The organism is Halopseudomonas sp., assembly GCF_047631575.1.
In the GTDB taxonomy this organism is placed as follows: Bacteria; Pseudomonadota; Gammaproteobacteria; order Pseudomonadales; family Pseudomonadaceae; genus Halopseudomonas.
The window spans coordinates 97,058-122,387 of the sequence record NZ_JBLIAB010000007.1 but is presented as its reverse complement, the minus strand read 5'-3'; the positions used below and the strand labels follow the sequence as shown (position 1 = coordinate 122,387).

General features: G+C 56.5%; 8 protein-coding genes. 4 read left to right on the top strand and 4 right to left on the bottom strand.

All coding sequences use genetic code 11. The features are described from left to right. Positions 1 to 33: 33 nt before the first annotated feature. The gene (ggt, locus tag ACJAXR_RS13025; RefSeq protein WP_415058702.1) at positions 34 to 1,788 is read right to left on the bottom strand and encodes a gamma-glutamyltransferase; all 1,755 of its coding nucleotides are present in this window, start codon (positions 1,786 to 1,788) and stop codon (positions 34 to 36) included. An 89-nt stretch (positions 1,789 to 1,877) separates the two neighbouring features. On the opposite strand from ggt, the gene ACJAXR_RS13020 reads away from it, so the two are divergent. Next, complete coding sequence (locus ACJAXR_RS13020; protein ID WP_415058701.1) at positions 1,878 to 2,069, top strand: hypothetical protein; 192 nt, start codon at positions 1,878 to 1,880, stop codon at positions 2,067 to 2,069. Between the two features lie 251 nt (positions 2,070 to 2,320). Then, a complete protein-coding gene (locus ACJAXR_RS13015; RefSeq protein ID WP_415058700.1) occupies positions 2,321 to 3,982 on the top strand; it encodes a BCCT family transporter in 1,662 nt (553 codons plus the stop codon). Between the two features lie 78 nt (positions 3,983 to 4,060). On the opposite strand, the gene ACJAXR_RS13010 is transcribed toward ACJAXR_RS13015, so the two are convergent. The 3 genes from ACJAXR_RS13010 to ACJAXR_RS13000 are packed head-to-tail and all read right to left on the bottom strand — an operon-like array spanning position 4,061 to position 7,342. Then, positions 4,061 to 4,798, bottom strand: a complete 738-nt coding sequence (locus tag ACJAXR_RS13010) for a 3'-5' exonuclease (protein WP_415058699.1) — start codon at positions 4,796 to 4,798, stop codon at positions 4,061 to 4,063. Beyond that, entirely contained in the window at positions 4,795 to 6,693 is a 1,899-nt protein-coding gene (locus ACJAXR_RS13005) for a DUF294 nucleotidyltransferase-like domain-containing protein (protein ID WP_415058698.1), read from the bottom strand. The genes ACJAXR_RS13010 and ACJAXR_RS13005 overlap by 4 nt, the downstream gene beginning before the upstream one ends. Positions 6,694 to 6,709: 16 nt before the next feature. After that, a complete protein-coding gene (locus ACJAXR_RS13000; RefSeq protein WP_415058697.1) occupies positions 6,710 to 7,342 on the bottom strand; it encodes a methyltransferase domain-containing protein in 633 nt (210 codons plus the stop codon). Between the two features lie 456 nt (positions 7,343 to 7,798). Between ACJAXR_RS13000 and ACJAXR_RS12995 the strand changes: the two genes are divergently transcribed. Together ACJAXR_RS12995 and ACJAXR_RS12990 are read left to right on the top strand one after the other, a co-directional pair. After that, complete coding sequence (locus tag ACJAXR_RS12995; protein WP_415058696.1) at positions 7,799 to 8,512, top strand: SapC family protein; 714 nt, start codon at positions 7,799 to 7,801, stop codon at positions 8,510 to 8,512. A 103-nt stretch (positions 8,513 to 8,615) separates the two neighbouring features. Then, positions 8,616 to 25,304, top strand: a complete 16,689-nt coding sequence (locus ACJAXR_RS12990) for a leukotoxin LktA family filamentous adhesin (protein WP_415058695.1) — start codon at positions 8,616 to 8,618, stop codon at positions 25,302 to 25,304. Positions 25,305 to 25,330: the final 26 nt, after the last annotated feature.

The following is a 25,330-nucleotide window of genomic DNA, read 5'->3' as shown; positions in this document are numbered from 1 at the left end:
AGCAGCCTAGCATGGCTCTGTCAGTCCAACCGCTCATTCGCCCAATGCGACGCCGTCAAGCCGCGGATCAGCCCCGCCGCGCCAGCGACCGGCAACGCGCTCGATGCCGTGCAAACCGCTGGTCATCGGTACGATACTGACCTCGTGGCCCAGTTCTTCCAATGCGGGTGCGAGGGACTCAAGTGAGGTACCTGCTTCCAATTCCAGGCCGCGCCCGCGTTCGACCCTGTTGGGAAGGGCTATCGCGTCCTGCACGTCCATGTCCCAATCCAGCACCCCGATCAGGACTTTGGTTACATAGCCGATAATTCGGCTGCCGCCACGCGAACCGATGACCAGCCGAGGCGTCCCTTGTGCGTCAAACACCATGGTGGGAGCCATGGAGCTACGCGGCCGTTTGCCTCCGGCCACAGCATTGGGATGCGTGCGCCCATCCAGGGTGGGGTTGAAGCTGAAATCTGTCAGTTGATTGTTGAGTACGAAACCCTGACTGAGCATGCGGCTGCCGAAAGGCGCTTCGTTGGAACTGGTGAGGGCTAGCAAATTGCCGTCTTGGTCTACAATGCTGAAATGTGAAGTACCCCGTTCAGCGGTTTCGGGTTGGACATCGACTTCTTCGATCTCGACCCGCTCTCCAGGATCACCCGGATGTATCTTGCCCATGGCGCGATCGGGACCGATCAGGCCGGCACGCTGGCGCAGGTAGGCGGGGTTGAGCAAGCGGTCCATGTGCACATCCACATAATCAGGATCGCCTATGTAATGGTTGCGGTCGGCAAAGGCCAAGCGACTTGCTTCGGCAATCAAATGCACGGCGGCAACACCGTTGGGCTCCATTGAGCGCAGATCAAATTGCTCAAGCATGCCCAGTATTTGCAGCACGGTGATGCCACCAGATGAGGAGGGCGGCGCGCCACAGACTGTCCACTGACGATACGGTCGGCACACGGCGTCGTGTTTCACCGCTTGGTAACTCGCCAGATCAGCTGACGTCATGCCGCTGCTGCCCCAGCGCGCGGCTTTTAGACGCTGGAGCACACCCTCGGCTATCGGACCACGATAGAAGGCGTCCGTCCCTTGGCTGGCGATGCGACGCAAGGTTTGGCCCAGTTGCGGGTTACGCAGTACAGCAGGCTTTTCCTTTATCTGGCTGCGAAAATAGGCGCGGGTGTCGGCGAACAGGCGCAGCGACCAGTCTTGTTCTATCTGCCGCTGCAGGCGCAGTGGCATAGGCAAGCCCGTCTCGGCCAACGCTATTGCTGGCGCGATCAGCTCATCCCACGGCAGCCGGCCGTGCTCGCGGTGCGCCTCAGAGAGCATGGCGATCAGGCCGGGGACGCCTACCGACGCCGCGCTGGGGATTGCCAATGCTAACGGCATATTTATCCCCAGAAACTGAAAGCGGTCTGGCTGTGCGGCGGCGGGCGCCGTTTCTCGGCCGTCATAGATCGACGTTTCGCCGTTGTCGCTCTGATGCAGTAGCAGATAACCGCCACCACCAATGCCGGTCTCGGGCGCTTCGATAAAGCCCAGTACCATCTGCACCGCGATGGCCGCATCAACCGCATGACCACCCCGGCGCAGTACCCGCAAACCCGCTTCCACTGCGGCTGGATGGGCCGCGGACACCATCATCCGGCTTGCCTGCCGCTCTTTGAGCGATTGCTCTGTTCTGTTGCTCGTAGCAGGATCGACGCCGCTGCAACTGGTCAGCAGCCAGAGCAGTGTCAGGAGCAAACCTGTTTTGGTAACCTTGAACTGAGTAATAGGAAGTCGTAATAGAATCATGTTCGCAAGCTTAGACGTAACCCCGCCAAGCGTCTAATGCAGGCGTATTAGTGTAGAATTCGATGAGGAACCGAGGATCACAACGTCTTATGCCAAATCTTTCAGAATTTCGCGCCGCCGAGCGCCAGCTTGCGCAGCAGCTCTCCCAATTGGAAACCATGAAGCAGGATGTCGGGCTGCAACAGGAAATGGCGTTCAACGACAAGCTTCACGCCTTGATGGGCGATTATGGCTACTCCCCCGCAACCGTGCTGGCCATACTCGAATCGGCGCAGGAGTAGGGCTACAGCCCACTGAACAGGCCGGGAACGCAGTTAAAGATGGCAATCTGATTTCCCTAATGTTCCGCCAATAGCTATCATGTAAGTTAATTGATGAAATTATTCATCAAATGACTGTAGATCGGCGACCCCTTTGCCGGTATTCCGTCAAGCAGGTTGAGTTACCTACCTGGCTGGACATTGAGCTGGTTTCCCCGCTGTATGTGCACTGCCTATAAGTAGCCCTGACCCACCAATCAGGAGTATTTCCGATGGAGAAAGATCCTTTAAGCGATCTGAATGACAAGCCCGCAGTAGAAACGCAAGACGCGATACCCGCGCCATCTGGCGATTCCGCGCTGATCGATACTGATTATGTGATTGGGCAAGACAACATTAAAGGGCAGTTTTCCTTCGCTATGGATATCCACGGCAAGGTGTTCAGTATTTCGGCCATCACCATCCTTTTATTTGTTTTTCTTACTCTGGCATTACAAAACGATATCGCGCCGCTGTTCAGTGCGCTGCGTGATTGGCTGACCGGAAATCTGGCCTGGTTCTTCCTGAGTGCAGCCAACGTTTTCGTGGTTCTCTGTCTGGTATTGATTGTGTCTCCGCTTGGTAAGGTTCGCCTGGGCGGTATGGAAGCGAAGGCAGACTATTCTTATCTTGGTTGGTTCTCGATGCTGTTTGCCGCAGGCATGGGCATCGGCTTGATGTTCTATGGCGTGTCGGAGCCGATGTCGCATTTCTCCGCGTCGTTGGGGGGGCAGGTTGCAGAGGCGGGTGTGCGCACAGACTGGGCACCTCTCGGGGCTGCCGGCGGTGATGTCGAAGCGGCTGCCAGGCTCGGTATGGCTGCGACTATTTTCCATTGGGGTCTGCACCCTTGGGCAATTTATGCCGTAGTAGCGCTGGCGCTGGCGCTGTTCTCCTTCAATAAGGGTCTGCCGCTAAGCATTCGCTCCATCTTCTATCCGATTTTGGGTGAGCGCATTTGGGGCTGGCCTGGGCATATCATTGATATTTTGGCGGTCTTTGCGACCCTCTTCGGTCTGGCGACGTCCCTCGGACTGGGCGCCGAACAGGCGGCTGGCGGTATTGATTATCTGTTCGGCATCACCGCCAACAGTACCAGTAAGGTGCTGCTGATTGTCGGTATTACTGCGATTGCCTTGCTATCGGTACTGGCGGGCCTGGACAAAGGCGTCAAGCGTCTGTCCGAGCTGAACCTGGGGCTGGCGATACTGCTGCTAGGTTTCATCATCGTGGTGGGTCCTACGCTCGCAATTCTGACCGGGTTTTTTGATAACTTGGGCGCCTACCTTCAGTATTTGCCGGCGTTGTCCAATCCGATTGGTCGTGAAGATGCTAACTTCAGCCAGGGCTGGACTGCCTTTTACTGGGCCTGGTGGATCAGCTGGTCGCCTTTTGTCGGTATGTTTATCGCGCGGGTCAGCCGTGGCCGTACCGTGCGTGAATTCCTGATAGCAGTCTTGCTGGTGCCCTCATTGGTATCGGTGCTGTGGATGACCGCGCTCGGTGGTACTGCCATCGATCAGCTGGCTAATGGTTTCACTGGTGTTCAGGATGCCGCGCTGGAGCTTCAGTTGTTCGTCATGCTAGGCCAACTGCCGCTGGCATCGATTACCTCGTTCATCGGTATCATTCTGGTGATTGTGTTCTTTGTTACCTCATCCGACTCCGGATCTTTGGTAATCGACACCATTACTGCTGGTGGCAAGGTCAATGCGCCGGTACCCCAGCGGGTATTCTGGGTGTGCATCGAGGGGATCATAGCCATTGCGTTGCTGCTTGGGGGCGGACTCGTCGCCCTGCAGGCGATGGCGGTGTCCACTGGACTGCCATTCACAATCGTCTTGCTGGTCGGCTGCGTCTCGATCGTCAAGGGACTGATGTCAGAACCGCGCTAGAGTAGCGCGGGTTCAAAAAAGGCGCGGCCATTATTGGTCGCGCCTTTTTTGTGTCTGCGATATGACCGCTTGATCCGCTCAGTCCCAGAGTTCGCTAACCGGCGTGCCGTGATCAAAGTGGCTGGCGATCTGTGCCTGAAGCAGCTCCGCGCTGGCCAGCGCGTCGGTCAATGCATGGTGAGCCTGATACAGGGGCAAACCATAGCGCAGACGACTTTCTGCGAGTCGGATGGACACAGCCTTTTTCCCGCGAAGGCGGTCAAGCCAGCTAATATCGTTAGTGCCCCGATGAAGACGGGCCTCGAGCTCCATGGTGTCTATAACCGGAAAATGCAGATTCTCGTTCAGGTAATGGCGTACCGTTTCGTCGAGAAATCCGCGCTCGATATTACGGTAGTGAACGACTGCGACACGCCCGGCCATGACCTGCAATATCTCACCGAGCAGGCTGTCCAGCCGTGGAGCGTCGTCAAGGTCGCTATGGGTAATGCGGTGAAAGGCGACAGATTCGGAGTTCAGCTCGGAGAGGGGTTTGACCACATGATAATGCGCATCTGCGCAGCGAATCCGCCGCAGATTGAATGGCATCAGCCCAATGCTGACAATCGCATCGCGCTGTGGATTCAGTCCTGTGGTTTCCAGGTCGAGCGCAACCAGTGGCACCTCTTCAATGGGTGTTTGCGGGGCTACAGCGCCTGCCTGATAAAAACGCTGCAGGCGTTCGTCACGTGCGGTCTGAGCAAGGCTGGCAAACAGCGTTTGCCAGTTCGGGGTCTCATACCCGAGCGGGCGGGACGGATTTTGATTTTTGTTCATAGCGTACGCATCGACGGAAGGGCAGGGTAGCGAAAGCGAAGAAACTTCTGCGCATTGCTGAGAATCTGAAATGATTCCTTCAGATTATGTCGCTCGGCAGTGGAGATCTTCTCCGGCTCAATATAATTGTTCGGTTCGCGTCCCTCTTCGAGCTCCAGGGCCTGGTGACGTATACGTACACTGGATAGAAACTCCAGCGCATAGCGCAGGCGCATGACCGCATCGGGTGGCATCAGGCGGGTGGCGGCAATAGCATCGAGACGATCAAACGAATTTTGTGCCTTGGAACCGCAAGCCAAGGCATGGACGCGAATCAGGTCGGTGAGCGGCGCCGTACCACGTCCTTTCATATTGATGATGTTCTTGTGGGCCCCGTCTTGCTCCATCACGAAGTCACGGAAAAAGCCCAGCGGCGGTGTACGGTTTAGCGCGTTACGAGCCAGTGCGGCGAGGAAAGGCTCGTTGGAGCTGGCGCTGGTGGCGAGCAGATCTTTCAACGATTCCACCAGCTCAGCTTTGCCGTAGACAGTGTCCAGATCAAAGAAAATCGAACTGTTCAGCAGTGTCTCGGGATTGGGTCGTGTGATCCATTGAGTAAAGTATTTTTTCCAGACGCTCAGAGGTTGTCGCCATTTTGGGTTGGTGGCCATGATGCCACCCTTGCAGTAGGTATAACCGCAGGCGGCAAGGCCATCGCTGACGAAGCTGGCCAGCCGAAAAAAGTAATCGTCATGCAGCTTCGGGTCGAAGCTGTCATCCAGGACCAGTGCATTATCCTGATCGGTTACGATCATCTGCTCGTCGCGGGCCATTGAGCCAAGGGCCATGAAGCAGTAAGGCACTGGTGGCGGGCCCAGCGAAAGCTCAGCCAACTCTAGCAGGCGCTGGCTGACACCCCGTCCGATACCCGCCATTGTGCTGCCGATCATGTGTGAAGACACCTCATCGGTGGCCATGCGAACAAAGGTCGCACGTATATCTGGCAACAACACCTGCAGTTCGTCGATGCTTTGCTTTTTGTGGATGTTGCTGACCAGATAGAGGCTGCTTTGCGATTCGAACTTGATGACGTCGCGCAAGTTGACCACCCCGATCGGTCGGCCACGCTGTATCACCGGCAAATGGTGGATGTTGTGACGCAACATCGACAGCATGGTTTCGAACATCGAGTCGTCGGCCTGAACCACTATTGGGTTAGGGGTCATTACCTCCCGGATCGGAGTGTCCGCTGGCAAGCCTGCAGCAACTACCCGGCTGCGGAAATCCCGGTCGGTTACGATGCCGATCATCGAACCCGCTCCGCGGTGAATGTCGTGCCGGTCAGTGGCGTTTTCCACGACCACAAGCGACGAGACGCTGTGGTCGATCATTATTTGTGCTGCCAGCATGACCGTCGTATCTGCCGTCACCGTTACCGGCAATCGTTCGATCAGTTTGCGCACCCGCAACTTCATCATTTCGCCGGCTTTGCTATCGCTTTCAACTGCTGTTTTAAGTCTCGACTGGCCCTCTGCCTCGACGAAATCTGCAAAAATATCGTACTGGTCACACAGCGTTTGGAATAAGGGGCCTGGAATAAAATAGACCAGACTGTCTTCAATCGCAGTAGCTGGGAAGCGAACCTTGTTGTTACGCAGCAAGCCGAAATGGCCGAAAATATCGCCTTCTGTCAGACGATTGTATAGATCACCATTGCGCCGGAACACGTCCACTGCACCGCTGCGCAGGTAATGTAGATACTGGATATCATCATTGAAATGCAGAATCTCGGTGCCAGCTTTGAAATAGCTGACTTCGACGTGCCGGGCGATATTATCCAGGGCCTCGTCCGGCAGGGTTTCAAAAGGTGGGAAGCGTTTCAGATGGTCACGTATTTCGATCAGCTCGACATCCACTCTCGGACCTCCGGGTTCAGTTGTTCTCGCTAACGGATATGGCGATAAAACGCGCCATCTGTGTGGAACTGCCGTGCTGGGGATCACATTCGCCAATGTCGACGAAGCTGACCTGATAGCTGTTGCGCTCGGCCACGCCGCGTGCCCACTGGCGGAACCGCGCCCGACTCCATTCGAATCGATGGTCAGGATGGCGTTTTTCTCCGGGCGGCATGCCATGCAAAACGTTGTACTCGACGTTGGGCGTGGTGACAAATATCACGCCCGGCCGCATATCTCCAAAAACTGCAGTCTCGACCCGCGACAAGCGACCAGGGTCAATATGCTCGATGGTCTCCACCAGTGTAGCGGCATCGAACCCATTGAGCTGCGAATCCGGTTCCTCGAAGGAGCCATAGCGGACCTGGATGCGGCTACAGTCATCCAGCAGATTCAAGCCAAGTGCACGGCGGGCTTGTGTCAGGCTGACCTCGTCAATGTCGATACCGACGATTCGCTCGAATTGACCCTGAAGTGCCAGACGCTGTAACAGTTCGCCGCCACCGCAACCCAAGTCCAACACCCGGCAAGCGTTGGTCTCCAACAAGTGCTGGACGACGATGTCCAGACGCTCATCATGCAGACTGCTTTCCTGAAACCTTCCTCTCATGCGCTACCTGTTCGGGGATAAACACTGTCTTGCGCTGCGGGTGACGTACTACGCAGCACGGGATTTACTGTGGTTATTATAGTCCACGGGGCCTGGATGTAAGGCGAATTTTGCTTGTTAAAGTCTTTGCTGTTTCTGCGGCTCTATAGGCGTGATCCAGACGGCGGAAGCCGGTCCATACTTACCTGCCTGGTCCAGCTGGGTGCTGCCAATCCAGTCCAGCGGACACGTGTCTCGTTTTGGAAAATACCTTCAATTACGCAGCGCGCCATTTTTATAGCGTCAATATTATCGCTTTATACGTACGCGAATTTCGTCAATATGTGCGAGATTATCGTCAAAGGTGACGGGTTCTGCAGTTGATTTCGCAATTCATTGTTTTTTATGTCTTTTAGTCTCTTAAGGGGCTATAACAGTAAAAGACTCATAAATAAAATCAGAAAAAAGAATTCAATAATGTCCGAACTTTTGTTCTATCAGCAGCCCACGGTTCTGAATAAAGAGGTCCATAAGGCCATTCGTTTTTCGCCAGTGAAAGACTTCCGCTTTACCAACAAAGTCAACTCTGTCCCCCTTCTTGCCATTGAGTTTTTTGAATCCAGCCGCGATCTACCTGTGCTGTTCAGTCAGGATCAGGCCGGCGCTTATTTTCCTATTGCTCTGCTTTCGCTAAAAAATCAGGGGCACGAACAGGTCGATGAGGCGGGTGAGTGGCTGGGCAATTACACCCCGGCCTTCATCCGTCGCTATCCGTTTGTGCTGAGCAGCGACAAAAATGTTTGTTTTGATGCTGACTACGCGGGTCTGAAAGAGACAGAAGGCGAGGGCGAACTTCTGTTTACAGACGAAGGCGCTTACACCGACACGCTGACCAAAATCATCGAGTTCGTGACCAACTTTGAAGCCGAACATGTTCGTACCCGTGAATTCTGTCAAGCGGCAACCGAGCAGGACGTGTTCAAGCCTTTTGTCTTGCAGGTCATAACGGCGGACAAGAAGCCCCTGCGACTCGATGGTCTGTTTGTCATCGACGAGAAGAAGCTCATGGCGTTGGACGACGCAGTCGTTACCCACTGGTTTCGCCAAGGTTATCTGGCCTGGGCTTACGCCCATCTGCATTCGCTGGGCTCCCTGCAACGCTTGAGTGAGAAGCTCGATACCCGCGCCTGACCGGCCGGGAATCACGTCCGGGTGACCGGATGGCTGTCTGTTTTTATTCGCCTCGGCTCAGCCGAGTGACGTTGTTCCTTCATCATTAAAAGTTGGGCAGAAAATGAACTTTCCACGCCATCCGTTAGCAGTAGCCATTGGCCATTGCAATCCATTTGCACGCTCGCTGGCTGCACGAACTGCGGCGTGGGGGGCGTTATTGTCTTCTGTATCGCTGCAAGCGCTGGCAGCATCGCCACACAATATTGTGGTGGACGCCAATACAGCGCTTAAAACCTCTGCCGGCCTAGTTGATGAAATCCGCAACAATAATCTTGTTGGCGGTGTTCCGGTCAACGTATTCAAGCATTTTGTTGTAGGCGAACTCAACACCGTCAACCTGATAGTGCCGAACAATGCTGCCAAGCTGGTCAATATTGTCAAGGGCAGTCAGCCTGAAATCCACGGCATTCTGAACAGCTATGAAAAAAATAGCCTGGGCGGCAACGTGGTATTCGCCAGTTCCCAAGGCTTTCTGGTCGGCCCTTCAGGGGTGGTCAATGTGGGCCAGTTGACGGTACGCACGCCCAGTAGCAGCGATGTCGACGCGCTGATCAGCGGGAGCAAGAGCATTGATGCAGTGTTGGCCGTCTCGCCAACCGGGCTGATTACCATTGAGGGCAAGATCAACGCCAAAGACGGTATTGACCTTCGAGGTGCCCAGGTCAATGTCAGCGACAGCGGTAAGCTGATTGCGGGTAACGCGCTGCAGGCAAACTATGTGGACGAGGCTGCAGTCAACACCGGTGATTACACTGCGCCCCGCGCCTTGATTCAGGATGGAGGCACCATTCACATAGTGGCGGACGGGGGCGTGTTGGGCACCGATGTCCTGATTGCCGGTGAGCTGTTGGCGGATGGCGGAATCACCATCGAGGCAAAAAACGACAATGGCCTCATTCTCGACGGAAGCAGTATAGACATTGCGGCTGGGGCTATCCTGGATACCAGGGACAAAGTCACTACCAACACCAGTGGAAATGTCACGCTTGCTGCGAGCACAACATCAGCGATTGGTTTCGGTATCGCGACGGCTGGCTCATCCGTCACCATTGCGGGCGAGATAAACGCCGGTGATGTTACCGCTACCGCCCTGAGCAAGGCGTCAGCCTCTTTCTATGAAGACCCCGCTGCGGGTCTGACCATCATGGAGTTGGGCCCCTTTACCGGTGCAGGTTTTTATCTGATGGCGGCTGATGCGCAAGCAACGGTCAATGTCGAAGGTGCGGCTAATGTGCAGGCCAGCGGTAATGTAACGCTGGGCTCGGAATCCCATGCGCTGAGCCAGGCTAGCCAAATCAACACCTCCGGTGGCAAGGGATCCCTCTCGGCCATCTATAGCGCCAGTGATGCGACCAGTTCGACCAGAATCAAAAGCGGTGCAACTGTGCAGTCAGGCGGTGATCTGACGGTAACGGCCCACAACGAAGCCTTTATAGCTGCCAGTGCGCTGGATGTGATTGCAGCGGATGCCAACAAGGTGGTTGTAGCCATTGCCGTTGGTGAGTCAGATGTGGATGCAACCGCCGTGATTGAGAGCGGTGCTGTGCTCGGCGCAAGCAGTTTAGTCTTGGCAGCAGAGAATCAGAACTACTACTCGGTCTCGGCCAGCGCCATGGGTCTGAAGGATACCGAGTACGGTATTGCCGTTGCGGTTGGCGATTTCAATACCAATGCCACCGCAGAAATGGGCGCATCACTGGGCTCCGACACCAAGAAGACCGGTGATGTAAGCATCACTGCCCTGGATCGCACCGTGCACCAGCAGGTGAAGTCGGGTGTCACTGTGGGTAGTAATACGCTTTTCCGTACCGTCGGTGCCAAGCCGATTGCGGGCCTCGCGGCTATGCAAAATGGCGTGAACAACCTCATCGATACGAAAAAGCCGGCGGGTACAGAGGTACCCAAAGACGGTGATGGCAAGATCTCCTTCAAGGGCGGGCTGGCCTTCACCATGAACCTGTCCGATCACGAAGCTTATGCCTTTCTGGGTAACAACATTGCTGGACAGGCCTCAGCGCCGAAAATCAACTCCACCGGCAATCTGTTGCTGGCCAGCGCCATTGATCTCGGTACGGATAACGCCTCAATTGCCGGCGGTAACGACAATGCAGCCCATGGCGATGACGAAGGCGCATGGCGCACGTCTGCTGAGGCCGCAGTGGCTTCGCCGAGTAGCCGCACCGAGGGTAGTAATAAGACAGGCTCGTCGGAAAAGAGCCTGGCAGTCGCCTTGAATTTCGCTATCAACAGTGGCGATGCCGTCGCCGAAATCAGCGACTACGTGGAAATTTCAGCGGCCAATGTTGGTGTTCTGGCCCGGCAAAAAGTGCCGATCAGCAGCAGCTATGACACGTGGGATTCTTTCTCTGATGTGCTGAACAAGTTCAACGGCATCGGTGGAATGCAGAACAATATTCTTTCTTCCTTTGCCAATGCGGGCACGTCAGCAGATAATTCTGCTACGGGTGGTTCGCTTAATGTGGTCGTGAACGATCTGGATACCAAGGCCTGGATTGGCGATAACGTCAAACTCACGACCACGGGCACGACTGGCTGGTCTGCAGGCCGGGTGGTTGCCGGTAATCTCGTAGCCCCCGCTATTTTTGATACCACGATCCCTTTCAAAACCATTGATTACAGCTTCGACTTCATCAGTTCGGTGGATGTGCAAGCCTACAACCTCAATGAAAGCGTTCATCTTGCCGGCAACCTGGGCACCCTTGGGCTCTTGCCGAACGGTAATGGCACCAATGAAAAGGGTAAATCCGTCGGCGGCAGTATCAGTTTTGTCCAGCAGACAGCGACTGCCGTTGCCGGGATCGGTGCTTCGACGCTGGCAACACAGGGTGATGTGCGTATTGCGGCGCGTACGGACGAGCGCCACTTTCTGATCACACCGTCTTCCGGTTCGGGCAAAGGTCTAGGCTTCAACGGCGTACTGGCGATTCTCAACAGCGAATCGCTCACCCACGCTTCGCTAAGCAATCAGGCAAGCGTCAATTCCAGAGGTCTGGAAGTACTGGCCGATCATGACTTTGGCAACTGGGCAGCGTCTGGCGCATTCAACAAGTCTGATGAGTCGGCCATGGGTCTGTCTGTGGCGATCAATATAGCCCAGGGCGATACCAAAGCGTTCATCGGCGACAACAGCGGCGAGCAGGCCAAAGTCAGCTTCAAAAATGGTTTTCACCCTGCTCCCGGCGCGCCGACAACGCCTGCGCCGCTTGCGCCGCAGCCCGGTATTCAGACTAACGAAGTTCGCGTACGGGCGCGCAGTGCAGGCACTAACGGCTCGCTGGCCGTGGCAGGTGCCGTCACCACAGAACCTAATAATAACCCAGGATTGGCCGAGAGATTTGAGAACTGGTATGGCACGTTAGGCGCGAAGTCAGCGGCAGGCGCCATAGAGGCAGTCGATGGCGCAGGTGCTGCCTCCATTGGCAGTGCTGCCGGCAATGGCTCGAACGATCAGGCTAGTCCTCCTGCAGGTGGTAGTGCGCCAGTCGATCCCAACAAGACAGGCCTTGCGGCTGCCGGTAGCTTGACAGTGTCGGTCAATAACCTGGATGCCAAGGCGTTTATCGATGGCGCCACGATCAGCGGTCGATCGGGTTCAGACGTTAATGTAACGGTACAGGCCTTGCAAAAAGTGATTTCAGCCTCGGCATCGGGTGGCGCAGCCATTGCCAAGCTGGGCGCTGATTCACCGTCCAATCAGAACACCATCGCCGGTGCAATTGCGTACCAGATCAGCTTCAATGACGCGCTGGCGCGTATCCAGAACAGCAATGTTAGCAATGCCAGAGACGTCAAAGTACAGGCGCTGCATGGCGGTGAACTCACGTCGGTGGCGCTGGCGCTGGCCGTCACCAGCTCGGCGCAGAATACCCAGAACAGCAACAACGGCGCACTGTCGATCTCCGGGGCGCAAATCTACGACGGCACCTCGGCGCGTATCGATAGCAGTTCGATCTCCGGCGGCTTCGGCGGTGGTAAAAGCCTTGAGGTATCTGCCTACAACAATGCCCAGATCGGCGTGGGTGGCGGCTCACTTTATTTGGGCGGCAAAAAAGGTGGCGGGCTGGCCATTACCTTTGCCGAGATCAATGACCCGAGCGCCATGCTGCCGGGGATCAATCCCGACTCAAACAATGTCCTGAGCACGGCCTACAACGAAGATGTCTACAGCGGCTCTGCGGTTGAGGCGGTCATCAGCGGTGACGGAGCACGCAGCACGCTGACCGGCCTCGACACTATTATCGTTTCTGCCAGTGCGGTGAACCGGATTGGTATTGGCGCTGCGGGCGGTGGCTACAATGGCGGCGTGGAAAACTCCCAGGGTTTCACCGGCAGTTTTGCCGTGGGTTCGATTGGTGCCGACACCAAGGCCTTGATCAGCAAGACCGACGTCAATGGCGTGGAGACTCTTAAAGTCAATGCCAGCGGTGAAGACGACGCTGCGCTGGATACGCAGCTCAGTAACCTGGGTAGCAGCACCATCAATGATGATTACGATTTCAGTGGTGCGGACGTCATTGATAATACCTACATATTCACGGCCGAGGATGGCAGCGAGTCAAGCTACAACTACAGCTCGGCCGGCAAGCGCATCATTGCTGTGGCCGGTGTAGTGCAGGCAGGCAAGAGCAATGCAGGCCTTTCCTATGCCCATGCCGATGTGAAGAGTGATACCTCGGCACGCATGGCGGACGTTAGCATTAATCAGGGCGAAGCCAGCACGGCCGATGTGGCCGTCAACGCGCGCGACAACTCCCTGTTATATACCGTGGCCATTGGCGTCGGCGTCAGTACCGGCAAATATGCAGGGGTGGGTTCGGTTGCGGTCAACCGCCTGAATAACCGCATCGTTGCAGAAATCGGCGACTGGGATGGCGCAGACAGCGGCAGCATCAATGCCGAGACGGTTACCGTCACCGCGACCAATGACATGGATATGATCAACGTCGCCGGTGCAGTGGCAGTGGGTACACCGGATTCTACTGGGCCAGCAGGCGGCCTGGCGGTCGCACTCAATTTGGTGGGCACCGACGAGCACTCAACCAAAGCCTATATTGCAAATACGGCGTTGCAGGCTTCGGGCAATGTACGGGTCAAGGCTACCAGTGGCGCCTCTGATGATCACAACCTGCTGGTTGGTAATGCTATTGCTATCGGCGCTACCGGTGGTTCCGGATTGGCCTTTGCCGGCGCATTCGGCGTTAACAATGTGGATCAGCTGGTCGAAGCGGGCATCAAGGATGTAGGGACTAATCGTAGTACCGATGCCAATGTCGACAGAGGCGGCAAGGTCACTGTGCAGGCGTATGATTTTACCGACAGCGTATCGACTGCCTGGATGGGTGCAGGTTCTGGCAGCGGTTCTGCCGGCGGTATCGCCGTGGCAACCAATCGGGTCGATTCGGATGTCAAAGCGGCCGTACTCGGCGACAACGTCTCGGTCGGTAGCACTACGTTGAAGGTGCAGGATCTGATTGTCGATGCCGCACGTGACAACTGGCTGCTGAGCATCAGCGCCGGGGTCGCGGCCTCACCCGAGCAGAGCGCACTCGCCGGGTCAGTGAGTACCGGCATTGTTGATGGTGATGTCAGCGCACGCATCGCAGAAGGTGCAAGCGTTAAGGCCTGGAACAGTGTCTTGGTCAATGCCGACGCGTACAGCGAAAACCTGGTAGGCAGTGGCGCGTTGGGTATTGGTCTGGGTAACGGGGCCGGGGCAGTGGCGATAGCGACTGCGCTGGAGTACGGCAACACCTCCGCGTCCGTCAACAATGCCAACGTCATTGCCGAAGGCAAAGGTGCGAGCATGACCGTAGACAGCGGAGCGCTGGCCAATTACGGCACGCTGCCGGATCTATCGACCTCGGGTCAGGCCGAGGACGACGGTGACGATACCAATGCCAGTCCGGTCGACCGCGACGCACTCACGACTGGTTTTTCCTTGCTCAATCTGGACAAATCCACGCAAAGCGTCGACGGGCTGGCGGTCAACGCTACCAGCCGCACCAAGCAGCAGGCTATTACCGTGGGTGGCGCGGGTGCCAAGTCGTTGGCAATCAGTGTCAATGTGGCGACCAACAGCTCGTCCAGTGAAACTACTGCCGAAATCAAGAACAGCACGATCAATGCCGGTGTCAGCAATCAGAGCGGTGCTGATGTGCTGGTGCGCGCCAGCGCCCATGAGGCCGGTCTCGCTGTATCGGCGGGCGTGGCCATTTCGGGCGGCAATTCAGGCGTCGGCGGTTTCGCCACAAACAGTCAGAAAAAGTCGGCCAAAGCCACTATCGCTAACAGCACAGTGATCGCTGATGCGGCCACAATCAGTGGCAATAGCTCGAAAGTAGCTCAGGCGGTTTCCGCCGGAGTGGGCGCCGGTGGGAACGGTTTGGGCGCCGCCGCCTCGGTAGTCATTACCGAGCAAATGGGCACCACACGAGCATGGTTGCGTGGCGGGACCCTGACCGCCAACAGTTTGAATGTCAGCTCGGATCGTCGCCAGGAAGCCAATGTGGTCGCTGGCGCCGTGGGCATCGGTAGCGGGGTTGGCATTGGTTTTGGCCTTGCCGTCAATATCATCGGCGGCGACAGTAAGGCGCTGATCGGTAACGACCTTGATGACGCAGCGGATACGCGTACCACTCTGGTCAATGTTGGCAGTCTGACAGTAGATGCCCAGCGTTTAGAGAACGTCAACAGCCATGCCTTTGGCGCAGGCATCAGTGCAGGTTTTGGCGCAGCGGCAATGATCGACGTTACCGAATTTCGTGGTGAGACGCGAGCCGGCATTTTTGGCAAGCCTGTTAGTGGTGGATTCAGCACCCGAATTCGCGGCAAGGACGGCGTCGCTGATGCGACCAGTGTGGTCCTCAGTGCGCAGGAAATACTTGATGCCAGACAGTTCGCGCTTGGGGTTGGTGTGGGTGCCAAGGTAGGTATTGGCGCCGTCGCCAACGTGGTGCTGGGACGCAGTCAGGTAGTCAGCGAAGTGGTGGGCAGTGATATCAAGGCGGGTCTGCTGGATATCGATGCCAACTCGCAGCGTCAGACTGATCTGACCAGTATCGCCGGTGCAGCGGGCAAATTCAGCGCAGCGGTCAGCATTGGTGTTGTGCTCTTTGGTCAAGGTGATACCACCGCGGATGATGGCACCAATGCCGAAGACGAATTTGACGTGTCACGGAACGTGGCAAACTCCGTTCTGCAGACGGATACAGCTAGCTTCAATACGCATTTGTCCAGCGATGATGTCGCCGCCATCGAGTCAGAGTCCGGCGCAACCCTCGAGCGCACTTCAGCACCGGCTACTCCCACGGCCACCGATGCCGGCAAGTCACTGAAGTTGTCGGGTGAAAGTGTCACCGCCGCGCGGATCTCCGGTGGCGTGATCGACGTCGATACCCTGAATGTGAACAGCCGTGCCTTGCTGCATAACAATCAATTGTTGGGCGCGGCGCAAATCTCGTTGGCAGGTATTGCCGGCGTGATAGGCATTACCCGCATGTATGACATGAGTGTAGCCACTGTTGACAGCAACCTGACGGCCGATAATGTGGTGGTGGGTGCCACGATCGAGAACGTGTCCGATGAAGATGCTGCCGGTGAATCCAAGTCGGTCGTCATTGGCCTGAGCGGCATCAGTGTGGTAGTTAACTATGCAGATATCCGTGCGGCCAACAGGGTCGTTGCCGGCGTCTCCGCGGCCAGCGGTTCAGATACGGGTGATTTGATCGTTACGGCTATGGATATCACGGAGCTGCGCGTTGGCGATGTCGATTCTGGCCGGCCGGACTCGGCCACTGACGGTTCGCTTAACGTCAATGTGGGTGGTGGCGCGTTCGGCGTGAGTTTTGGCTACGCTAAGAAGGCCAGCGAGGTGAATGCTTGGCTGGGCGAGACCGGCAAGCTGGTCGATGGCTATGACAACATGACCGTCAGCGCCAACAGTTCGGGTCTGGTCAAGAGCACGGCGTTTTCTCTAGCCGGTGGCATTGCTGCAGGTATCCAGGGCGTGATAACTGAAGCCCACGATAACTCCCATGTCAATGCCACTTTGTTCGGTACTATTGGCACCGGCAGCGGGCTGCTTAGCCTGTCTGCGCAGGTGGTGCCGGAGCTTTACTCCAGCGCTTACGGTGTCACGGTATCCGGCGGCTCCTCCATGGGAGGCTCATTCGCCTACGCCATGACCGAAGCCGAAGCACGGGCTACCGTGGCTGATGGTGTGACCTTCACCGGCAGCGGTGACGTGGTGGTTCGCAGTGAAGTCGGCGATGGATCTGATGCCGATTATGAGGCGGCGCATGCCGCCGCCTTCGCCGCCTCCGGCGGCATGATGCTGGGTGTGGCCGGCACCGAAGCTCGCGCGAGCAATAATGCGCAGTCAGTGGCCAGGGTTGGCAATTATGTTTCCATCCCGGATGCCGACTTCGAAGTGTACGCCCGGCATACTGGCGTACAGATCGCTGATGCCGATGGTTTCTTTGTCGGCGCCTTTGCTGGTGGCTATCAGGTTGGTCTGGCGGAGTCTTTCAGCTCGACCCGAGTTGAGTTCGGCAAAGATCCGAATGCCACTCTTGAGCGCACCGGTAATCTGATTCTGGATGCCAGCAGCCAGAATGAAAACCAGTCGTTCACGACCGCGGGTGGTGGCGGTTTTGTTTCCGGGAGCGCGGCGGAAGCCGTGGTCGAGGCGGGCGATCATGCCAACGGCAACTATGCGGCAGCGGTGCTGGTAGATGACTGGTTCAGCGGCTACCGCACAGTACCGATCGATGCCGGGAACGTGATCATTCGTGCCAGTAATGAAGTCAACTTTTTTGCCGGCACTGACTCGACCACGGTTTCTGTGGTGGGCGGTTCAGGCGCCGTTTCGGATGTTGAGGTCAACACCAACGTCAAGGTAGTGCTGGGCGAGAACGTCAGCCTGAATGCGCTGGATATTGATATTGATGCACTGAATCAGGCCCGGCAGATTCAAACGCCTTGGGATTCCAGTTACACCACCAGTGTGTATGGCGCCGGCGGCGGCGGTGCTAACGGTACGGCGGCCCTGTCCAGCCAGAACATCAAGCATTTGCTGGCGGCGGTAGAGGTTGGCGAGAGTGCGGTACTGAAAATTTCAGATCTGGCCTGGCTGTACGAAGGTTATCGCAATGGCATTAGTATGGATGCCGGCACCGAGTTTTTTGTTTATGACAAGGCTGTGATCGAAGTGGGTGGTGCCTTGCAGGGTGCTGGCGCGGAGTCGGATGTCGATGTGCTGGCACGTAACCAGGTTACCCTGGGTGACGGTGTGCAGTTGCGCAATGCCTGGGGCAAGATAGGACTGGGTACCTATTCACGGGGCAGTGCGGCGGCCGAGGCCGATGTCAGCGTATGGGCAGTGGCTGGTGTCGCCGGCGGCGTGTCGGACGTACATATCGATGTCGCCAACAGCGTAACGCTGGGCAACAATATTGTGATTGATGCTTACGATCAGATTAGCGTGTTTGCCGGTCGTGGCTCCGATGGCCTGAATCAGAACCAGCTGGTTGCCGATGCCCGCAGCAATATCTACAACTGGACAGCGGTGCCGATCCCTGCCGGTAATGACGCTGAAGGCGATATCGTTCTGAGCAACAATGTAACCTTCGGTGACAGCTTTGCGATCGGTAGCGATGGCCATGTTGCTATCGGCGCGATTGAGGGCGCACTCAGCGCCAGAGGGACTGGTGTCGAGAAGAATCCCTACCTTGAATTGTTCAGCACCGAGAACACATTTGGCTCCAGCAACAAGGCGGTGAGCAACGTCCTCAACTTTGCTGGCAGCGGCAGTGTTACCGCAGGTCAGTACGCCTATCAGTCAGTGAGTATCAATCAGGCCGGTGGTATTACCCGCCAACTCTATCGTTACGGCACTGCTGAGCAACAGGCGGCCAAGTACTCGTCGCGCGCCGAACTCCAGTTGTACATCGACGATCTGAATGCGCAGATCACCGAGCTGCAAGCCTGGAGCACGACGGAGGCGGTTACCGAGGGCACCACCCTGGGTGACGGCAACGGGGCAGGGACCGGTACCAGCACGGGCACAGACAGTACGGGCATAACCAGCGTCGGCAGCAATCCCTATGCGAACGAGATCAACGAGCTGCAGACTCAGGTGGTGCTTCTGTCGGCTATCGTCAATGACCTCTCGCCACAGGAAAACTTCGCTATCAAGGTGGCTGATGTCCGGGCTTCAGCGGGCAATGTCAGTCTGACAGCGGGTTCTATCACCATGGCAGCCGGTGTTACGCCCACATTTACCGCCAAGGGCAATGCGAATATCAGCATCGAAAACCTGTCCGACCGCCACCTAATGCTGGCGAATCTGGAGATAGCTAACCAGACCGGGGGCAATGTATTCGTCACCGGCGGCGCCAATTTGGGCAGTGCCTTTATCGATGAGCAGGCGGGCAGCCAGTCCGGCATTTACGTCACTCACGCACCGACCGGGGCGAATTTTAAGAGCGCCGACGTCATCGTCAATGGCAACATCACCAACCTGCTGTCGAGCGTGAATATCGCGGTAGCCGAAGGGGACCTGATTCAGCAATCGCTGATTCAGGCGAATGCGGTCAACCTCAATGTAGAGAACGGCAGCCTGCTGCTGAATAACCCGAACATTGAGCAAACCTATGGACGAGACCCCGATGCGCTGGTCAATTACACTCGTCGGTGGAAGCCTACAGACGCCACGGACTTCGTGCAGTTTTATCTGAACGACAAGTATTCCACGGCAATTAGCGCCACGGGTGCTTCTGCATTCAACGACTGGTTTACCGGTCGCGCCCTGAGCATCGGTGGTGTTCAGAATCCCTACTACCAGTCGTCGTCCTACGGCTACGACGAGATGAACATCTATTTCAACTGGGGCTTCAGTGATGCTGCGGAATATAACGGGGCGAATCCTGTGCTGTTCCTCATGGCCACCGACGACAGCTCCCGCGGTGGTCAATACTGGAAGTTCCAGCCGGTACTTGATTACCAGAACAGGCTAACGAAAACCGCAAGCTACGCTCAGGTGAAAAGTCAGCTCGGTTCGACCGGCACCTCGATCATCTCCAACAAGGTCATCATCAACGCCAAGCGGCTGGACATCAACGGCGCCATCGTGGTGGGTACGGACAACAGTTGGTCGGTCAACGTGGGCGCTGGCTTCGATGGCAAGATTCAGCAGTTTGTCAAAGATACAGGTCTGTCGGCAGGCGACACCATCAGCCTGACGCCCGGAGAAACCAAAACCCTGCGGGTGATCAATCCAGCTTATCAGCCGTATCCCTGGCTGGTGAACTTCAACCCGTATTTCTATGTGAACAAGACCTATACGTTCGATATTGCCAAAACCGCAGGTACTTCGGATATCAAGCTCAAGTACGACGTTGGCTCAGGGACGCTGGGAATTGATGATGTGCCGGTCAGCGGCGGCGGTTATGTAGCCATTCGTGCGGCTATCTCCTCGACCGGGGCGGACGGCAAGATCATCGTAAAGGATGGACTGGGCCAGATCGCCATCAACAACGACTCCAATACTCAGCTGAATATCGGCAGGCTGAGCGCTGGCGACGATGCCACGGGTGTGATCCGCATTACCGATCTGAACAAGTCGAGTACGGTATCGCAATGGTATATCCACAACCCGGGCAATCAGATCAGTCAGTATCAGACCGATGCCTGGGCGGTATCGCATCTCGATCCCAAATCGTCGATATTCAAGGGTAATTATGGCGGGACTGGCACCACGTCGAGCATGAACTACAACCCGCTTGCCGGGCAGCTGTACTATATTCGCGAAGGCGCCACTGTGGGTCGATCCTATACCCGCCCGGCAGACGGCTACCTGTCGAAGTATCCGACCACGGTCGGCGACTGGGCTTACACCACGGACTGGAATACCGAGACCAGTTACTTTACCAGTTGTGCCCTCAAACCCGAGGCCTGCTCTGGCGGCGTCGCCGCGCAATATCTGAAGCAGACCTATGACTATGGCAGCCAGTCGGTCACTGGTTTCGGCTGGAATATCAGCTACAGCGCCTATTACGGCACCGGGCTGACTAATGCTGACCCCTATGTACGCATCCCAACCCGAATGGACATGGATGCCCATACCTATGTCAAGGCGGACCACTCGATCCTCTTTCAATTCAACGGCGTGGCAGAGGGTAATATCGACGTCGACTCCCGTGCTCCGATCCAACTGACCGGCAATATCTACAATCCAAGCGGTACCAGCAGCATCTTTACCGATGCCGGTTTCAGCGCATCCAGTGCCTCATCGATCACCTCTGGCATCACCCGTATTCAGGCTAATGGCGATATCGGCAGCAGCGCAAATTCGTTGGCGATCACCACCAACGAGCTTTCCTTGCAGTCGGATAATGGCTCAGTGAATTTCAACGCTACGGCCATGGGCTCGGCTTTGGTCATCGATAAGCTCTCGGCCAGATACGGCATCGTAGGCACCGCAGACAGAAGCATTGTCGCCAAGAATAGCAACACGCTGATTTCGGCCAACACCATCGATCTCACCAGTCTGTCGGGCAGTATCGGTAGTCTGGGTGCCTTGGGTGACCCGGCAACCTACAACTTCGTCAATATCGCCTCTACTGGAGCGGTCTCCCTGAACGCAGCTAACGATATTGTGGTTTCCCAGGCTACGGGTGATCTGCAGGTTGAGCGCATCGAGGCTAATGACAATGTTGTTCTTCGATTGGGTAATGGCAGCCTGACCAATGCGCTTGGTCAGCAACAGAAGTCGGAGCAGGAATTGGCCTATGAGGCCTCGGTATGGGATTCCCTGAACCTGCTCAATGGCACTGCCGGCGAACGTGCCGTGACGGCCTATGAAAATCAATTCAACAGCAAGTACCACACCTACTGGATGCTCAAGCAGCGCTTGGCCGACGCCAGTGACAGTGGCTTTGCGATTGAGGCGGTTTATCTGGATGCGATGAAGATCCGTTACGACACGCCGGATGTCACTCAGCTGACAGCGCGGGTGAAGGCTGAGTACCAGGCACTGGATGCATGGTTCGTTGATCAGGTTGCCACGCCGGATATTTACGCCAATGTGGCCGATGCAATTGGTCAGGAACAAAAAGGCACCTTGGTTGGCTACGACTATGGCGTTCTTTTGACCAGCGCCTACGACGACAGCTTTCGGCTGGATATTGATGCTGCCAGCAGCTGGTATGCCAAGATGGTCGAAGGCTCGACCTGGAAGCAGAGCCAGCTGGATATCAGTATTTCCGCTGCGGCCTTGAGTGCCGATGCGGCGGGGCAGTTGACCGATCGTGAGGCCAATATCGTTTCCTCGAATGTTCATCTGCTGGCTAACAGCGGGAGCGTTGGCAAGAACCTGGCAGATGTGGTTTTCAGTGTGCCGCGTGACAATACGGCAACCATCACCAATCAACAAAAGTCTGCGCTGCTGTCGGCTGGACCGGGTGATATTTCCACTGTTGTTACCGACAGCGAGGTCACTCTGAGGGTCAAACAGGTTGATCCGATTAAGGTTGATACCACCGGCGTGCTCAATGTGGCCGCCCGTGATTCCATCTTTATCGAATCGGCCTCCTCATTGACGGTCGGTGAAATAGCCTCGGCCAATGATGATGTCCGTCTGATCGTGGATGGCGCAATAGCGGCGCAAACCGGGATGACCAATCTCAAGGCCCGTGATCTGTACCTGGCCAACACCCAGGGTGACATCGGTTCGGCTACCCAGGCCATGAGCGTGCAGCTTTCGGGGGCATTGCGTCAGGCAGGTGCCGCCGGTGACCTCTACCTCAGGCACAGTGGCGGCGACTTGCGGGTGGGCTCTGTCGCTGCGGGTGGCACCCTGTCGTTAACCAATGATCAGAATATTCTCGGCTACGACGCTAACCACTTCCTGCAGGGTTCCGGCATCGCGCTGGACGCAGGCTTGAATGATCTGGGCAGCCCGGCTAATTGGTTGAATCTGACGCTCTCCGGCACTGACGGGCTCAGCGTAACTGCCGCCAATGCCTGGCTGAATGTGCGAAATACCACATTCTTCACCCTAGGTGATGTGATGGTAGATCAGCGCTTTGATCTTAAGTCAGCCGGCGCTGTCGATCTTGCTGGCGATCTGACTGCCGCCAGTCTGCACCTCGATCTGGGTGGTGCGCTGAGCGCTAGTGGAGCGCCCCAGGTTATTGTGTCTGACGATCTGGAGATTTCAGCTTCCGCCATTCAGCTGTCTGCGGTGGCAATCAGCGCCGCAAGTGCAGCGCTGGAAGCGACTGGCGGTGCGCTAGGGTTGGGTGATCTGACTACCACCAATGGCGACTTGTCCTTGCTGGCTACTGGCGCACTGAGCACGTCGGGTGTAGTTGATATTCAGGGTGCGCTGATCGCCGATGCACAAAGCATCAGCATGAACAGCGGCTCTGTTTGGCAGGCAACAGGCAAGGGCACACTGACGGCTATCGACGACATGGCCTTGCAAGCGCTGACCTTTGGCGGTGATCTGGATATTGACTCGACGCAGGGCCGCATCATCCTTGATGGTCCTGTGAAAGCGCTGGCCATTGATGTGCTTGCGGCTACAGGTATAGAGGCGCGCTCAACGGTGACCGGTACTTCGCTGCTGCTGAATGCGGGTGGCGGTAATCTGCTGGTGGGCGATGTGTCTGCCACCAACGGCACTCTGACCCTGCTGGCAGGTGGTGCGCTGAGCACGGCAGGTTTGGTTGATGCCCAGGGTGAACTGATCGCCGATGCACAAAGCATCAGCATGAACAGCGGCTCTTCTTTGCAGGCGACAGGCAAGGGCACACTGACGGCTATCGACGACATGTCCCTGCAGGCGCTGAGCTTTGGCGGTGATCTGGATGTCGACTCGACACAGGGTCGCATCACCCTTGATGGTCCTGTGAAAGCGCTGGCCATTGATGTGCTTGCGGCTACAGGTATAGAGGCGCGCTCAACGGTGACCGGTACTTCGCTGCTGCTGAATGCGGGTGGCGGTAATCTGGCTGCCGGGGATGCTTCGAACCTGGCGTCCACTGTGGGCGCAATAACACTGATCGGAAACGGAGTTGCTCTGACCCGCAATTCTCAGTTGAACAGTGCAAGTGACCTTTTAGTGACCAGTAATATCGGCGATATTACCCTTGGCAAAGTCGACGCGAACGCTCGGGTGACGGTCAACAGTGCTGGTAACCTAGCATTCAACAACGCGGTGACCAGCGCAGGTGATCTGGATATTGATGCGGCGGACGAGGTCTCTATTGCTGCCACTACGATGATCGCATCCGGCGCAACAGTTGGTCTGGATGCCGCTAGTCTGACCATGGGCAGCGGCTCGCTTGTGCGCTCTGACAGCGCCATGCGCATGAACACCTCGGGTTCCATGGCGGTGGCTTCCATCGCAAGCGGCGCTGCCCTGACGCTCCAAGCTGGCGACGACATGCTGCTCGGCGGTGATATATCGGCAGTACAGCTGATCAAACTTGACGCAACCGACAGAGTGGCATTGGCTGATCTGGCGGGCATCAATGCCAGCTCTGCGTTGGCCATTAATGCCGCTAGCCTGGAAATGGGCTCTGCTTCGCGTATTGACGCGGCTGGTCAGGTGAGTATCAGTACCAAGGGCAACATGCAGTTGGCAGCATTGCAAACTGCATGGGATGGCGCTGATGCAGTCCGCCTCATCAGTGGCGGCAACATCGAGGGCCGCAGTGATACGCCTGTGCATCTGCGTGCCACCGGACCCAATGCCCAGGGCAGCATCAGCGCCGTGACCGGCATTGGTGATCCGCTGGTAGTTGATATGCCTTGGTTGTCGGCAGAAACTTTGAATGGCGATATCAATATTGTCGCAGAGCAAGGCCTCTATTCGCCCTTCCTGCGGGCTCGCAATGGCAATGTCAAATTGCGCGTCAATGGCAGCCTGACCTTTGGCGAACTGATCGGTAATCCCTACCTGTGGGTGGATGGCGTCATAGACGGCGATTTAATTGTCATGCAGCAAGGCAAGCTGGCATCCAGCCAGGGGCTGAATGTTCGGCAGATTGATTTGAATGGCGGCGGGCCTTTGATACTGGAGGCGCCCACCATCGATGTCGGGGTGGACAGCAAGGGAGCTGCTGACACCTATATGACCCTGAGCGGGTTTGAGGGGGTCAGTGCCGACCAGATCAATGTGCGGGTGGTCAACACCGGCAAGCTCAATGTGGATGGCTACAAGTCAAAAACGGGCTCGTTGAGCGTGGATGGCGAGCTGAATCTGGACGAGGCACTCGTGCTTGAAAGTCTGGCTATCCAAACGGCCAGCCTGACGCTGAACATGAACAATTACGATGCGCGCCCACTGAATGTGAACGGGCAGTTGATGTCGCCCGGTGCAGCGTTCTGGCTTGACACGCTGGGCTTTGAGTTGCGCACCAATGCACTGCCTACACGCTATGCTGATCCGCTGGTGATGTTCCTTTACAAGCCTGGTGTGCCGCAGGATCTGCAAGTGCTCGCCTACCAGCGACTCAGCGCAGAGTACAACATGCAGACACAGCTCGGTGATCCCCGACTTTGGGAGGCAGGCTTTGGTATGCCCGGGTATCCGAAGACAGCGACCTATTCGAGCCCTCTGAAATTCGACACTAATACCGTTAACACGGGTGAACAAAGCGCTAACGAGGACGCTGAGTTATCGCCGGCGGACGAGGAGTTGCTGGAAATTTCTTCCAGATAACCAGCTCGATCACGGACGGTAGTCCC